This is a genomic window from Virgisporangium aliadipatigenens (assembly GCF_016863615.1).
Classification (GTDB): domain Bacteria; phylum Actinomycetota; class Actinomycetes; order Mycobacteriales; family Micromonosporaceae; genus Virgisporangium; species Virgisporangium aliadipatigenens.
Genome location: NZ_BOPF01000021.1, coordinates 157,960 through 171,663, shown reverse-complemented (window position 1 = coordinate 171,663; position 13,704 = coordinate 157,960). Strand labels below are relative to the sequence as shown.

General features: G+C 71.8%; 13 protein-coding genes and 1 pseudogene. 11 read left to right on the top strand and 3 right to left on the bottom strand.

What is annotated here, in order from left to right; genetic code table 11:
* Positions 1–23: 23 nt before the first annotated feature.
* Entirely contained in the window at positions 24–4,388 is a 4,365-nt protein-coding gene (locus Val02_RS27420) for a S8 family serine peptidase (RefSeq protein WP_444546003.1), read from the bottom strand.
* A gap of 488 nt (positions 4,389–4,876) precedes the next feature.
* Here Val02_RS27420 and Val02_RS27415 point away from each other — a divergent pair, with 488 nt between their 5' ends.
* Complete coding sequence (locus tag Val02_RS27415) at positions 4,877–5,332, top strand: winged helix-turn-helix domain-containing protein (RefSeq protein ID WP_203902142.1); 456 nt, start codon at positions 4,877–4,879, stop codon at positions 5,330–5,332.
* Here the strand turns inward: Val02_RS27415 and Val02_RS27410 are convergent.
* The gene (locus Val02_RS27410) at positions 5,322–6,158 is read right to left on the bottom strand and encodes an aminotransferase class IV (protein WP_239153365.1); all 837 of its coding nucleotides are present in this window, start codon (positions 6,156–6,158) and stop codon (positions 5,322–5,324) included. The genes Val02_RS27415 and Val02_RS27410 overlap by 11 nt on opposite strands.
* Positions 6,159–6,204: 46 nt before the next feature.
* Between Val02_RS27410 and Val02_RS27405 the strand changes: the two genes are divergently transcribed.
* The 10 genes and pseudogenes from Val02_RS27405 (at position 6,205) to Val02_RS27360 (ending at position 12,925) form a co-directional block, all read left to right on the top strand.
* The gene (locus tag Val02_RS27405) at positions 6,205–6,621 is read left to right on the top strand and encodes a Fur family transcriptional regulator (protein ID WP_203902093.1); all 417 of its coding nucleotides are present in this window, start codon (positions 6,205–6,207) and stop codon (positions 6,619–6,621) included.
* The gene (gene ygfZ / locus Val02_RS27400; protein ID WP_203902092.1) at positions 6,618–7,664 is read left to right on the top strand and encodes a CAF17-like 4Fe-4S cluster assembly/insertion protein YgfZ; all 1,047 of its coding nucleotides are present in this window, start codon (positions 6,618–6,620) and stop codon (positions 7,662–7,664) included. Before Val02_RS27405 ends, ygfZ begins: the two co-directional genes overlap by 4 nt.
* A 100-nt stretch (positions 7,665–7,764) precedes the next feature.
* Positions 7,765–8,592, top strand: coding sequence for a beta-keto acid cleavage family enzyme (locus tag Val02_RS27395; protein ID WP_239153364.1), 828 nt, complete (start codon positions 7,765–7,767; stop codon positions 8,590–8,592).
* Complete coding sequence (locus Val02_RS27390) at positions 8,589–9,515, top strand: asparaginase (RefSeq protein WP_203902091.1); 927 nt, start codon at positions 8,589–8,591, stop codon at positions 9,513–9,515. The genes Val02_RS27395 and Val02_RS27390 overlap by 4 nt, the downstream gene beginning before the upstream one ends.
* Before the next feature lie 63 nt (positions 9,516–9,578).
* Positions 9,579–9,935: pseudogene (locus tag Val02_RS27385) on the top strand (helix-turn-helix domain-containing protein); the annotation flags it as partial.
* Between the two features lie 7 nt (positions 9,936–9,942).
* Positions 9,943–10,431 (top strand): hypothetical protein, encoded by a 489-nt coding sequence (locus Val02_RS27380; RefSeq protein WP_203902089.1) that lies wholly within the window; start codon positions 9,943–9,945, stop codon positions 10,429–10,431.
* Positions 10,432–10,492: 61 nt separating this feature from the next.
* Positions 10,493–10,792: a DUF2516 family protein gene (locus Val02_RS27375; protein WP_203902088.1), complete on the top strand. Its 300-nt coding sequence runs from the start codon at positions 10,493–10,495 to the stop codon at positions 10,790–10,792.
* Positions 10,792–11,673 (top strand): alpha/beta fold hydrolase, encoded by an 882-nt coding sequence (locus Val02_RS27370; RefSeq protein ID WP_239153363.1) that lies wholly within the window; start codon positions 10,792–10,794, stop codon positions 11,671–11,673. Before Val02_RS27375 ends, Val02_RS27370 begins: the two co-directional genes overlap by 1 nt.
* Positions 11,674–11,682: 9 nt before the next feature.
* Positions 11,683–12,420 (top strand): alanyl-tRNA editing protein, encoded by a 738-nt coding sequence (locus tag Val02_RS27365; protein WP_203902087.1) that lies wholly within the window; start codon positions 11,683–11,685, stop codon positions 12,418–12,420.
* Complete coding sequence (locus Val02_RS27360) at positions 12,410–12,925, top strand: O-acetyl-ADP-ribose deacetylase (protein ID WP_203902086.1); 516 nt, start codon at positions 12,410–12,412, stop codon at positions 12,923–12,925. The genes Val02_RS27365 and Val02_RS27360 overlap by 11 nt, the downstream gene beginning before the upstream one ends.
* Here the strand turns inward: Val02_RS27360 and Val02_RS27355 are convergent.
* Positions 12,911–13,669 carry a maleylpyruvate isomerase family mycothiol-dependent enzyme gene (locus Val02_RS27355; protein ID WP_203902085.1) on the bottom strand — a complete coding sequence of 253 codons (759 nt, stop codon included), beginning with the start codon at positions 13,667–13,669 and terminating at the stop codon, positions 12,911–12,913. The two genes, Val02_RS27360 and Val02_RS27355, sit on opposite strands and share 15 nt — an antisense overlap.
* Positions 13,670–13,704 lie beyond the last annotated feature (35 nt).

The window sequence follows — 13,704 nt, the reverse complement described above, 5'->3', positions numbered from 1 at the left end:
CCGGGCGCTCACCTACCGGTTGATCAGACCCCGCCGGCCCGGGTGTTGCAGCCACCGAACGGCTTCAGCGCGAAGTCCTGGGTGAGCACGATGCCGGGCTCCACCTTGACGCGCTTGACCTGGGCGACCCAGCCGTCCTTCGACACGATCAGGTCGTAGCGGCCACGCGGCAGCCACAACTGGTACGTGCCGTCGGCCTTGGCCTTGACGGAGTAGCCGGTACCCGAGTCGTTGACCAGGGTGAACTGCAGCTGTGCCGGCAGCGGCACCGTCGAACCCGAGCACTGCAGGCCGGTCACCTTGCCGGTGACCTTCCCGTAGTTGTCCGGGGGCAGGACGTGCAGCTTGACGTCCACCGTCGGCGCCGCACCCGTCTGCTGGGCGCGGAAACCGAGCTGCGCGGTGTAGTCACCCGGCTGGTCGATGCCCGCCTCCGGCGTCGCCGTCAGCGTCACCTGGACCACCTGGCTCGCGCCCGGGGCCAGCGTGAACGTCGCCGGACGCTCGGACAGCCACGGCACGTCGCCGTCAGCCGCCGAGCAGTCGCCGACCTCGCTCAGGAACTCGGCCTGGGCGGTCGGCTGGTTGCCGCCGTCCCGGCCACCGACCTTGTAGAACGCACACGCACCGCCGGCGCGGTAGCGCGTCTGGTTGGCGTTCGGGAGCTGGGCCCAGCTGTCCGACGCGGGGTCGTAGGCCTGGGTCCGGTTGGTGACGACAGTGGCGTCGTCGGCGATGCCCGCCGAGAGGATCAACTTCCCGCCGGAGACGGCGTCAGCGGCCGCCCACTGGTCGGTCGGCAGGTCCGCGATCGGCGTCCAGGCGTTCGCCGCCGGGCTGTAGGCGTAGCCCTTCTTCGGCGAGTTCTGGCCGTCGAAGCCACCGGCGCAGTAGACCGAGCTGCCGATGCCGCCGCAGGAGATCCAGGAGATCGCCGACGGGTACGGCGCCACCTGGCTGAACGTGCCGGCCGCCGGGTCGAAGACCACGACGTTGCTCGACGCGGTGCAGTTGCCGTCGGTGCAGCCACCCACCAGGTAGAGCTTGCCGTCCACGACGCCCACACCGGCCGCCGAACGCGGAGCCGGGTTCTGCGCCGCCAGCGTCGTCCAGGCGTTGGTCGCCGGGTCGTAGACGTCCACGGCGGGGTTGGGTGCCCCGCTGGTCGTCCAGCCGCCGATGGCGTAGATCTTGCCGTCGAACGCCACCGCGGCGCCCTTGGCGTGACTCGTCGGAGCCGCCGGGCCGGCGGTCCAGGTGTTGCTGGCGATGTCGTAGATGAACAGCTGCTTCTCGCTGCCGCTCGGGACACCGCTGCCGCCGACCGAGTAGAGCTTGCCGTCGAGGTTCACCACGGCGTTGTCGAACAGGGTCGTCGGCACATTGGCGATGTTGGACCACGTCGCGTCGACCGACGTCGGGTCGAACGCCGTCACACCGGCCCGGGCCTTGGAGTTGGCCGGGGTCGCCTGCTTGGCGGCGTTCTTGGCGTCGTCACCGGAGATGGCCACGTCGTGGCGCGCCACACCCGGCTTGCCGAGCGCGGTGAACGTGCCGCCCCGCTCGACGACCTCGACCTCGGCCGGTGCGGTACCGGAGTTGGTCACGGTGACGTTGGTCTTGCGGCTTCCGCCCAGCGTCACGTAGGCCTCGATCGACGTCGGGGCCACGGTCAGCTTCGCCGACTTGAGGCTGAAGTCGGCCTGGGTGGTCGTGTCCGCGCCCACGCCGACCGTCTTCGTCTCGCTGGCGTACGGGCTCTTCGACGCCGTGAACGGGTGGTCCCCGGTCAGGCTCGAGAACATCCAGTAGAAGCCGTCACCGATGTTCGGGTCGTCCGGCGTCGCGATCGAAACGGTCTTGTCGGCCGGCTTGTCGACGCTGGTGACCGTCACGCCGTTGAGCGCCGCGCCGGTGTTGAAGTCCTTCGTGAAGCCGGCGACGATGCCACCGGCGACCGGGGTGCAGAACTTCTGGACGATCGACACGTTGTCGACCTGCCACCACCAGTCGTACGTGCCGCCGTAGCTGAACTTCAGCTGCACGCCGCTCTTGTTGGCGGCCGCGGTGAGCGGCACCTCCTCGACGCGGGGACCGCGCTTGGAGGCCGTCTCGTGGTAGACCCGGGTCCACGTCGCGCCGCTGTCGGTGCTCAGCGAGATGTCCGCGAAGTCCTCTTCACCGAGGTCCCGGAAGTCGCTGTTGAACCGCAGGAGCGGCGCCGCCGCCGAGCTGAGGTCGTACACCGGCGAGATCAGGTCCGAGTCGAACGTGGTGCCGCTGCCGGCCGCGTCACTGTCGGCGTCGGCGAAGTTGCCGCTGCCGCCGGTGAGGTTGCCGGTCGCCTTCGGGTCGTTGAACTGCCACCCGAGCACACCCCGGTTGACCACGGTCCACCCGGCCGGAGCCGTCGTGGCGTCGAACGTCTCCGTGGCCAGCGACGGCAGCTGGAGCTGGTAGCCCTTGGCCGTGCAGTCCGTGGAGACCGGCACCGAGATGTCCCGGGTGGCGTTGGCGCCGCCGAGAACCACGGTCTCCGTCTTGGTCTGGTAACCGGGGTAGATCGGCGTGACCGTCAGCGTGTACGTGGTGTTGGCCGGCAGGCTGACCGAGTACGCGCCCGTGAACGGGTTGGTGTACAGCGGGCCACCGGGCCGACCGGAGATCTCGATCTTCGCGTAGAGCGGCCAGCCGTGGCCGGAACCGTCCTTCACCGTGCCGCTGAGCGTGGCCTGGGCCTGCGGCTCGAGCGCGAAGTTGAGGGTCACGGTGCCGCCCTGCGGGAGGTCCACCGTCGCCGTCTTCGTCGCGTAGCCGAACGCCGACACCGTCACGGTGTTCTCGCCGGACGGCAGGGTCAGCGAGTAGGTGCCCGCCGCCGTGGTGGTGGCGCTGACCGCACCCGACGTGACCGTGGCACCCGCGACGGGCGCACCGGTGGCCGAGTTCGTCACGGTGCCCTGCACCTTGCCGGTCGGGCCGCGTGGCGAAGCGAGAACCGCCTCGTACGCGTTGACCCGGCCCTCACCGAAGACGTTGTTGAAGTCGTCGGTGCCGCCGCACTGGCTGTTCGGTGTGTCGGTGGCGGTGTCGTCGATCAACTGGCGGATCGCCGACTCGTTGCCGCGCAGTGCCGGTGCCGCCGAGATCAGCAGCGCGATGACGCCGGAGATGTGCGGTGCCGCCATCGAGGTGCCGCTGAAGTTGGCATAGGTGTTGCCGACGACGCTGGAGCGCACGTTCGCGCCCGGCGCCGAGATGTTCGGCTTGACCTCGCCGTTCGCGGCCGGGCCGCGGCTGGAGAAGCTGGCGATGTTGTTGTTGACGTCGTACGCACCGACCGCGTAGACGCCGGGCTGCTGACCCGGGGAACCCACCGTGCCACAGGACGGACCGGCGTTGCCGGCCGAGAAGATCGGGACGATGCCCGCGGCCTTCCAGGCGGCGATGGTCTCGTTGTACCAGGGGTTGTTCCCGCCGCCGCCCCACGAGTTGTTCACCAGGTCGGGGCGCAGGTCGGGACGGGGGTTCTGGCCGTTGAGGTCCTTCGGCGCCAGCAGCCACTCGCCGGCGCCCAGGAGGGCCTCCTCCGAGCAGTCGCCGAGCGCGGTGAACGACTCACAGCCCATGGCCGCGATCCACTTGGCGCCGGGCGCCACGCCGATCTGGTTGCCCGCGCCGTCGTCGCCGACCATGGTGCCCATGGTGTGGGTGCCGTGGTCGTTGAAGTCGCACGGGGCCACCGACGGGTTGCCGCAGCGGTTGACCGTGTCGCCCCAGTTGTAGTTGTGGTTGACCGTGCCGTCGGCCAGCTTGCCCCGGTACTTGTTGACCAGGGCGGGGTGGTCCCACTGGACGCCGGAGTCGACCGAGCCGACGACGACACCCTCGCCGCGCACACCCAGTTCGTTCCAGACCCGGGGGGCCTGGATGTTCTGGAGGCCCCACTCGGTGGCGAGCGGTGCGACATCGCCGTCGGTCTTGGCGGTGGGCTGGACGATGTACTGGGTGCCGACCAGTTCGACGCTCTTCACGTCGGAACGGGCGGCGATGCTGTCGACCAGCGCCTTGTTCGCCTCGACGACCATGACGTTCGAGATCCAGAACTGCTTGAAGCTGGTGCCGTTCGCCTTGAGGGACTCGGCGAGAGCGCGCTGGCTCTCGGAGGCCGTGGACGCGAGCTGGTCCATGACGTACTGGCCCTGGGCGGCCTTGCCCGGCTGCTTGGCGGCAGCGCTGAGGTCGGCCTTGGCGTTGAGGTAGACGAAGACCTTCGCGCTGCCGGACTTGGCGAGCGCGTCGGTGACGTCCTTCTCGATCTTGTCAGCGCCGCTGGGTGCCGCGTTGGCGGGCGTGGCGACGGTGGCGGCCGTCAGTACGCCCATCATGAGCGCGGCGCCCGCGGTGAACGCCCGTCGCAGCGGCGACGGCCCCCGGACACCAGGTGAGCCGGACGGCCCACCCCGTGAGTGCTGCATAGCTTCCTCCCCTAGTTCTCCCCCGGCCGGGATTTCCGACCGCGGGGAAACCCCGGGACGACGCGTGCGCGTGGTCGGACGCGTCACGCGGAGTCCTGTGAGCCATGCTCTTTGTGGTGTTGATTTGGATCAATGGCGTGCGGCGAGCAGTTGTCGGTCCGGTTGCGGGCCGATTTCTGTCAGCCGTCGGGCACCCTCGCGGGCATAGACGGACGTCAAGGGTTGACCGGCCTGTTCGCGGGCGGTTGGCTGTCATTTGTCATCGTCAAAACGCCGTAGCTGTCGCAAAACTCACAGCTCGGAGTCACGTGGGGTGGTGAAGTTTGACGATCGTCAGCGTCGATGAGGTCACAACCAACACGAGCCTGCCAATCGTCGTCTGCGTCTCGCCCGACCCGATGGTCCGCGAGCGCCTGGCCCGCCAGCTCGACGGCCGTGGGGTCGTCGTCATGTGTCCCGACCTGCCGGCCCTGCGCGCGCTGCTGAGCGGCGGCAACACGTCACTCCTGTCCGCCGCGCCCGCCAAGGCGGAGGTGATCCCGGGGGTCGTCACCTCGGCCGAGCGGGCACCCGAGCTCACCATCGACGTCACCGATCACCTGGTGCGCTGGCGCGGCGAGCCGCTGCCGTTGACCCGGCTGGAGTGCGAGCTCGTCGCCCGGCTGGGGAGCGAGCCGGTGCGCCTGTGGACCTACGAGAAGCTCTTCGCCGCCGTGTGGGGCGGTGCCTATCTCGGTGACAACTCGATCCTGCATTCGGCCGTGAAGCGGCTGCGCCGCAAGTTGAAGGCCGTGGACGGTGGTCTCGGTATCGAGACCGTGCGGGGGATCGGGTACCGGCTCGTTACGCCGTAAAGCCCAAAAGCTTCTGGATCCGTGCGGTCTCCGCGGACGGGCCGAGCGGCTTCTCGTCCAGCGAACGGATCTCGACCGCGCCGCGCACCGACGAGGTCAGCCACACGCCGTCCGTCGCCGCCAGTTCCTCGGGGCGGATCAGCCGTTCGTCGGTGCGGTAGCCCAGCTCGCCGGCCCGGTCGAGCAGGTGGCGGGCGGTCGTCCCGGCCAGGATGCCGGTGCGCTCGGCCGGCACGGTGCACAGCGTCCCGTCGGTCAGCCACACGAGCGTGGCCGTCGGCCCTTCCAGGGCGTAGCCGTCGGCGGAGACCCACAGCGCGTCGTCGGCGCCGGCCGCACCGGCGGCGCGCAGGGAGGCCATGTTGACCGCGTACGAGAGGGTCTTGGCGCCGGCCAGCAGCCACGGCGAGGAGACCCGCGCCTCGGCGTCCACACCGAGCGGCAGCGTGCGCACCGCGATGCCGTCGCGCCGGCCGCGCAGGATCGCCTCGCCGACCGGCCCGAGCGTGGCGTAGACCGTGGGGTCGCCGCCGGAGTCCGGCCCGCGCGTGCAGATCAGCCGCAGCGCGCCCTCGACGGCCGGGTCCCACGCGGCGCAGGCCTGCGCGGCGAGGGCGGTCAGTTCCTCGGTCGAGGGTAGGGAAATCGCCAGTCGTGCGGCCGAACGCCCCATCCGGGCCAGATGTTCGTCCAGGAGCCAGGGCTCGCCGCCGCGCACGTGCATGGTCTCGAAGACGCCGTCGCCGCGCACCGCCCCCAGATCGTCGGCGCGGAGGATGGGTGTTTCGGCCGGAACGACCCCGGCCCCGAGCAGAGCGACGATCACAATCGCGCAGCCTAGCGGCTCTCCCTGTGCGGCATAGGATCGGACCGTGGCCTCCGAATCCCTGGCGCAGGTGCTGCGCGAACGCGGCCTCCGGCTGACCGCCCAGCGCCAGTTGGTGCTCGAAGCGGTCTATGACCTGGGGCACGCCACCCCGGACCAGATCCACGCCGCGGTCTCCAAGACCGCCGCCGGGGTCAACATCTCCACCGTCTACCGGACGCTGGAGCTGCTGGAGGAGCTGGGGCTGGTGTTGCACACGCACCTGTCGCACGGCGCGCCGACGTATCACGCGGCGACCGGCGAGGCGCATGTCCACCTGGTGTGCCGGGTCTGCGGCGGGGTCGACGAGATCACTCCGTCGATCATGGACGGCGTCGCGGAGCGGTTGCGGCTCGACCGGGGGTTCCGGGTCGACGTCGGCCACGTCTCATTTTTCGGAACGTGTGGAGCGTGCTCATCATGACCGTAGCCGTCTCGGCTTTGGATCCCGCCAGCGTCGACGCGGGTGCGACGGCGCACTACGGCGACCCCGTCCGGGAGCAGCGGCTGCTGACCGACGCGGCCGGGCTGGTCGACCGTTCGCACCGGGGCGTGCTCGCCGTGCCGGGCGCGGACCGGCTCAGCTGGCTGCACAGTCTTACTACGCAGCACCTCGAACGCCTCGCCCCGATGACCGGCACCGAGCTGCTCGTGCTCTCCCCGCACGGGCACGTCGAGCACCACGCCGGCGTGCTGGACGACGGGACGACCACGTGGCTCGACGTCGAGCCGGGTTCCGACCTGCTGGGATACCTGCAGCGGATGGTCTTCATGATGCGGGTCGAGCCCGCCGACGTGACGGCCGAGTGGGCGCTGCTCTCGCTGGTCGGTCCGGACACCGACGCGGTGCTGGCCGCCGCCGGGGTGCCGCCGCTCGCCGCGCCGGACGTGCTGCCGGTGCCGGACGCGAAGTTCGCGACGGGGACCGTGGGTGCCCGGCCGACGGCGATGTACGCGGCGGCTCCCGCCTTCGGCGGCTGGGTGCGGCGGGTGCCGGGCGGCGCGGATCTGCTGGTGCCGCGCGCCTCCGTGGACGAGGTGGCCGCCGCGCTCGGCGTGCCGTGGGCGGGAATCTGGGCGTTCGAGGCGATGCGCGTGGAGGCTCGGCGGCCGCGGCTCGGCTTCGAGACCGACCACCGGACGCTGCCGGCCGAGGCCGGTTGGACGGCGCCCGGAGTTCACCTGGAGAAGGGCTGCTACCGGGGGCAGGAGACGGTGGCGCGGGTGCACCACCTGGGCCGCCCGCCGCGCAAGCTCGTCCTGCTGCACCTCGACGGCGTGACGACCGACGACCTACCGGCCCCGCAGACGCCGGTGCTGAACGCGGACGGCCGCACGGTCGGGTTCGTCGGGACGGCGGTGCGCCACCACGAGCTGGGCCAGGTCGCGCTCGCCCTGGTCAAGCAGAACGTCGCCGCCGGCACCGTGCTGCACGTCGGCCCGTCGACCGCGCAGGTGGACCTGTGAGCGAGCGGGAGGGGCGCGCGGTGCCGCCTGGACTGAGGAGCGGAGCGACGAGGGAAGGCGGCACCACGGGCGCGGCCCGGACGCTGAGCGGGGAGCACCTGTGAGCACGCTGATCACCGTCGCGCCGACCGGGGCGGAGGTCGACAAGGCCGCCGTGCCCGCGCTGCCGGTGACCCTGGACGAACTGGTCGCGACCGCCAAGGAGTGCGAGTCCGTCGGCGCGGCCGTGATCCACGTGCACATCCGGGACGACGCGGCGAAGCCGACGCTGGACCAGGGGCGGCTGCGCGCGACCGTTCAGGCGCTGCGGCAGGAGACCGGCCTCATCGTGCAGCTCTCGACCGGTGGCGCGGTCACCGACCCGGAGGACGCCCGGCTGGCCGTGCTCGACGCCGCGCCGGACATGGCCTCCTGCACGATGGGCACGGTCAACTTCGGCGACGACGTCTTCCTGAACCGCTGGGAGTTCATCGTCGAGCTGCACACGCGCATGCGGGACCGGGGCATCGTGCCGGAGTACGAGATCTTCGACGTCGGCCACCTGGCGAGCCTCGCCCGGCTGCTGGACAAGCACGGGCTGCCGGCCGGCGGGCACGTGCACGTCGACTTCGTCATGGGCGTGCCGGGCGGCATGCCGGGCACCACGGAGACGCTGGTCGCGGCCCGCCAGGCGATGCGCGACCTGCCGGCGGGCACGACGTTCGCGGCGACCGGGATCGGCCGCTCGACGCTGCCGGTGCTGCTGTCGACGCTGGCCGCCGGCGGGCACGTGCGGGTGGGGATGGAGGACACGGTCACCTACGCCAAGGGCCAGCCGGTCGAGAGCAACGCGCAGCTGGTGGCCCGCGCGGCGGGGCTGGCGCGGCTGGCCCAACGCCCGCCGATGTCCGTCGCCGACGCCCGCACCCTGTTGGGGATCGCCGCGTGAGCGATCTTTATTCGGGTGGGGTGCTGCTCGCCGAGGTGGTGCGTTCGGGCTTCGTCGAGAGTTGGCACCGCGGGTCGGTGGTGGTGCTGGACGCCGCCGGTGCGGTGGTGCACGCGGCCGGCGACACGACCGCGCCGGTCTTCCCCCGCTCGTCCAACAAGCCGTTCCAGGCCGTGGGCATGCTGCGGGCGGGCCTCCCGGCGCGGGGCGCCGACCTCGCGCTGGCCTGTGCGAGCCATCGCGGGCAGGAGATCCATCTGGCGGGCGTCGGCCGGCTGCTGGCCCAGGCCGGGTGCACCGTCGACGACCTGCTCTGCCCGGTGGACAGCCCGATCGCGGAGCCGGGCGGGCCCCGTTCGCGGGACCGGCACAACTGCTCCGGCAAGCACTCCGCGATGCTGCTGACCTGTCGCGACGCCGGCTGGCCGATCGAGGGCTACACCGACCCGGAACATCCGCTCCAGCGCGCCGTCGCCGAGGCCGTCGTCGACGTCGTGCGCGAACCGATCGCGGCCACCGGGGTGGACGGGTGCGGGGCGCCGGTGTTCGCGTTCTCGCTGCACGCGCTGGCGCGGGGGTTCCTGGCGCTGGTGCACGCCGCCGAGGGGAGCCACGAACGCACCGTCGCCGACGCCATGCGGGCGCATCCGGAGATGGTGTCCGGGATCGACGAGGGGGCGCACGACACGCGGCTGATGCGCGCCCTGCCGGGGCTGCTGGCGAAGGGCGGCGCCGAGGGTGTGCAGGCGGTCGCCGTTCCCGGGGTGGGGGCCGTGGCCATCAAGATCGATGACGGGCAGAAGCGGGCGCTCATGCCCGTTCTCCAGGAAGCCCTGAAAAGGGTGGGGACGACGCTGGAGGTGCCGTCGGAGCCGGTGCTCGGCGGCGGCCGGCAGGTGGGGGTCGTGCGTCCGGTGGTGTGACTGTGCTAACTGGAGCTAGCGTTATGCTTGCAGGAGTTAGCAGGCGCGGGTAGCGTCGTTGACGTGACCGAGGAGCCCAAGGATCCGCCACGCGACATCGGTGGGTTCATCCGAGACCTGAGGCGTGGTGCCCGCATCTCCTTGCGGCAGCTCGCGGAGCAGGCCGGGGTCTCCAACCCGTACCTCAGTCAGATCGAGCGGGGCCTGCGTAAGCCCAGCGCGGAGGTGCTAGCCCAACTCGCGAGCGCCCTGCGCGTGTCGACCCCGGTCATGTACCTGCGGGCCGGACTGCTCGACGCGAAGGACAACCCGGGCGTGCTGGCCGCCATCGCGGCAGACGCCGACCTGACGCTGGCCCAGAAACAGTCGCTGACCCAGATCTACGAGACATTCCGCCGGGAAAACGCCCGGACGAAGGAGGACCAGGATGTCCACGGACACGAGCCTGAAGACGAAGACCGCTGACGCCAAGCGCATCCCCAACCCGCTCTACGCGGCCGCGGGTGCCGGTGACCTCGCCTACGAACAGCTGCGCAAGCTGCCGGCCCGCGCGCTCGAGCTGGGCGCCGTGCTGCGCCCCGTCGTGACCGAGACGGTCAAGGAGCAGGGCCGCAAGGTCGACGTCGACAAGCTGCGCGCGATCGCGATCCGCAACGCCGACCTGCTCAAGGAGCAGGCCAAGACCGCCCAGGAGAAGGCCGTCGCCGTGTACGCCGAGCTGGTGGCGCGCGGTGAGAAGGTCGTCGGCGGGGACTACAAGCCGATGAAGCCGGCCGGCGACGTCGTGCAGGCGACCGTCGAGCGGCAGGACGCGCCGAGCGCCGAGACGCCCAGCGCCGCCGCCAAGAGCGGCCCGGGCACCGGCAAGAGCCCGGCCAAGGCCGCCAAGAAGACCACGCCGACCGCGGTCAAGTAGTAAGTGGGGCGCGGATCCGGTGCCGTGGGACGGTGCCGGGTTCGCGGCCTAGGATCGTTGCATGCTGTTCTACCTCGACGTGCGGATCGCGATCGAACTCGCGCTGTTGGTGGTGGCCCTCGCGATCGAGGCGTTCGCGTTCGTCAACTGCCTGACCCAGCGGGCCGACGCGTTCGGCGTCATCGGCACCCTCTCCAAGGGGGTGTGGCTCGCGCTGACCGGCGGCGCCCTGCTGGTCACGCTGCTCGTGCAGGTAGCGCTCGGCATACTCGGCATGATCGCCATCACGATCGCGGCGATCTACCTGCTCGATGTGCGGCCCGCCCTGCGTGACGCGGGTGAAGGCCCGAACTATCTGTAATGGATTTTCGCTGGCCACCACCGCCTGACGGGCGCCCCGAGCAGCCGCCGGTGAGCCGCGGCCCGCGCAGCGGCCGGCCCACGATGCCCACGCCGCCCACCGAACTGGTCGCCACCCCGCACGGGGTGGAGCTGGAGGTGCTCGACAGCGGCTCCGGGGCGCCGGTCACGGTGTTCGCCCACGGGCTCGGGCAGGGGATCACCGAGACGCGGCCGCTCGGCAGCGGGGTCATCGGCCGCAAGATCTTTCCGCATCTGCGGGGGCACGGGCGTTCCGGGGCGCCGGGCGGCACGTGGACCTACGCCGACCTGGCCCGGGACCTGCGCGCCGTCGCCGACCTGACCGGTGCGACGCGGGCGCTCGGGATCAGCCTCGGCGCCGCCGCGCTGGCCCGGCTCGTCGCCGACAACCCGACCCGGTTCGAACGGCTCGTCTTCTTCCTGCCGGCCGTGCTGGACAAGCCGCGGCCGGCCGCCTCGCGGGCGCGGCTGGAGGCGCTGCTCGCCGCCGTCGAGGAGCAGGATCCGAGCGCCATCGCCGAGGCGGTCACGCCGGAGATCCCGGCGCCGATGCGGGGTTCGTCGGCGAGCTGGGCCTACCTGCGCCAGCGGGTCGACCACCTGATGCACTTCGGCCTCGGCGCGGGGCTCGCGTCGTTGCCGGACGAGGTGCCGGTACCCGACCCGGCGGTGCTGTCGGCGGTGACGGTGCCGGCGCTGGTGATCGGTGCGCGCGGCGACGACCTGCACCCGCACGAGGTCGCCCGCGCGCTGGCCGACGCGCTTCCGCAGGCGGAGCTGCACATCTACGACCGCCCCGGCGTGCTCTGGACCGAACGCGCCGACCTCCGCGAACGCGTCGCGTCCTTCCTGAACGCGTAGGCTTCCCGCGTGGGTGTCACATCGCATGGGCGCACCAGCCGCCTCGACCTGCTCGACCCGTCGCTGCGCGAGTGGGAGTGCACGGTCCTCGCCGCCGCCGCCGAGCAGGGGATCGTGCTGGACCGGTCGGCGTTCTACCCCGGTGGCGGAGGCCAGCCGCCGGACCACGGGGTGCTGCTGTGGCAGGGCGTGCAGACGCGCATCGTCGGTACCCGCAAGGGCGACGACCTCTACCTGCTGCCGGCCGAGGGGGATCCGCTGCCGCCGCCCGGCACCACGGTCACCGGTGCCGTCGAGGACGAGCGCCGCACCCGCCTGATGCGCACCCACTCGGGGCTGCACGTGCTGTGCGGCGTGGTGTTCCGCGACTTCGGCGCGCTGGTCACCGGCGGCAACATGGAGCCCGGCGAGGCGCGCATGGACTTCAACCTCCCCGAGGTGCCGAGCGACTTCAAGGCCCGGCTGGAGGAGCTGGTCAACGCCGAGGTGGTCGCCGACCGCCGGGTCGACGTGCGGGTTCTCGGGCGGGAGGAGGCGCTGGGCATCCCGGACATCATCCGCACCCAGTCCAACCTGATCCCCGCCGACGAGCAGGAGATCCGCATCGTCGACATCGTGGGGCTGGACGTGCAGGCCGACGGCGGGACCCACGTCGCGTCGACCAAGCAGATCGGTCGGGTCCAGGTGGTCAAGGTGGAGAGCAAGGGCCGCGCCAACCGCCGGGTCCGGGTCCGCCTTGCTGATTGAACTCGCGCAGGGCGACATCACCGCCGAGACGACCGACGCGATCGTGAACGCCGCCAACTCCTCCCTGCTCGGCGGCGGGGGAGTGGACGGCGCGATCCACCGCAGGGGCGGCCCCGAGATCCTGGCCGAGTGCAGAGCCCTGCGCGCCGGCCATTACGGCCGCGGCCTCCCCACGGGTAAGGCCGTCGCGACGACGGCCGGCAGGCTCGCCGCCCGCTGGGTGATCCACACCGTCGGCCCGGTGTACAGCGCCACCGAGGACCGTTCGCCGCTCCTGCGCGACTGCTACGTCAACTCGCTCGCGGTCGCCGACGAACTGGGCGCGGAGACGGTCGCCTTCCCGCTGATCTCCTCGGGCGTGTACCGCTGGCCGGTCGACGACGCCGTGCGGCAGGCGCTCACGGCCCTGCGCGGCGCCGACACCCGGGTACAGACGACCCGCCTGGTCCTCTTCGACGAGAAGACCCGACGGGTCGCGGAGGAAGTGCGCTCAGCCGGTCCGTAGCGCCTCGAGCAGCCGCATGTCGCCGGCCGTCTCCAGCACGTCGTACGGCACCCGGCCCCACAGCGCGAGCAGCAGGTCACTGGCCGAACCGGTGGCCTGCGCGCGCTCGTGCGTCGGGTCGTTGTCGAGCACCGTGTCGGTGTCGAGCAGCGCCAGCCCTTCGCCGCGCAGCCGCACGTACCAGACCTCGGCGATGTCCGACGCGTGCAGCGCCACGACACCGCGCACGCCCTCCGTCGAACCCTTGCGCCGGCCCGCGGCGAGCCACGTGTCGAGCACCTCGGTGATGCCGTCGACGGCGAGCTTCGTCTCGATCGGCTCCGACAGGCCGTGCGAGGTCTGCGCGTCCCACCGGTGAACGGCCGTCTCCTGCGCCATCCGGCGGGGCCAGAAGATGGCCTTCTTCGGCTGGGGGGCCCAGTTCCACGCGGGGAAGTCGGGGTCGAGCCCGTCGAGGGTCGTCAGCAGCTCGCCGAACCGCGACTCCCACCAGGCGACCGCCTCGCCGGCCGGCGGCGTCTGCGGCGCGGGCCGCTCCGGCCGGTCGGTGACCCCGCGCGTGACGTGGTTGAGCACGAACCCGTACACGTTGCCCAGGTGGTGCACGAGGTCGAGCACTGTCCAGTCGGGGCAGGGCGGAACCGGCGCGCCCGGGTCGACGTCGGCGACCGCGGCGCGGAACGCCGCCCCGTCGGCACGCAACGCCGCGAGCCAGAACTCTTTGGTGCCGTGCGGTTTGCTCATCGTGCGTCCTCCGCCATCCCGACGGGCTGCCCCGT

Bases quoted from the DNA above. Each gene is read 5' to 3' on its own strand.
- Val02_RS27415 (WP_203902142.1), top strand. From the start codon at position 4,877: ATGGTCCGCGAGCGCCTGGCCCGCCAGCTCGACGGCCGTGGGGTCGTC.
- Val02_RS27355 (WP_203902085.1), bottom strand. From the start codon at position 13,669: ATGAGCAAACCGCACGGCACCAAAGAGTTCTGGCTCGCGGCGTTGCGT.
- ygfZ (WP_203902092.1), top strand. From the start codon at position 6,618: ATGACCGTAGCCGTCTCGGCTTTGGATCCCGCCAGCGTCGACGCGGGT.
- Val02_RS27420 (WP_444546003.1), bottom strand. From the start codon at position 4,388: ATGATGGGCGTACTGACGGCCGCCACCGTCGCCACGCCCGCCAACGCG.
- Val02_RS27370 (WP_239153363.1), top strand. From the start codon at position 10,792: ATGGATTTTCGCTGGCCACCACCGCCTGACGGGCGCCCCGAGCAGCCG.
- Val02_RS27375 (WP_203902088.1), top strand. From the start codon at position 10,493: ATGCTGTTCTACCTCGACGTGCGGATCGCGATCGAACTCGCGCTGTTG.
- Val02_RS27380 (WP_203902089.1), top strand. From the start codon at position 9,943: ATGTCCACGGACACGAGCCTGAAGACGAAGACCGCTGACGCCAAGCGC.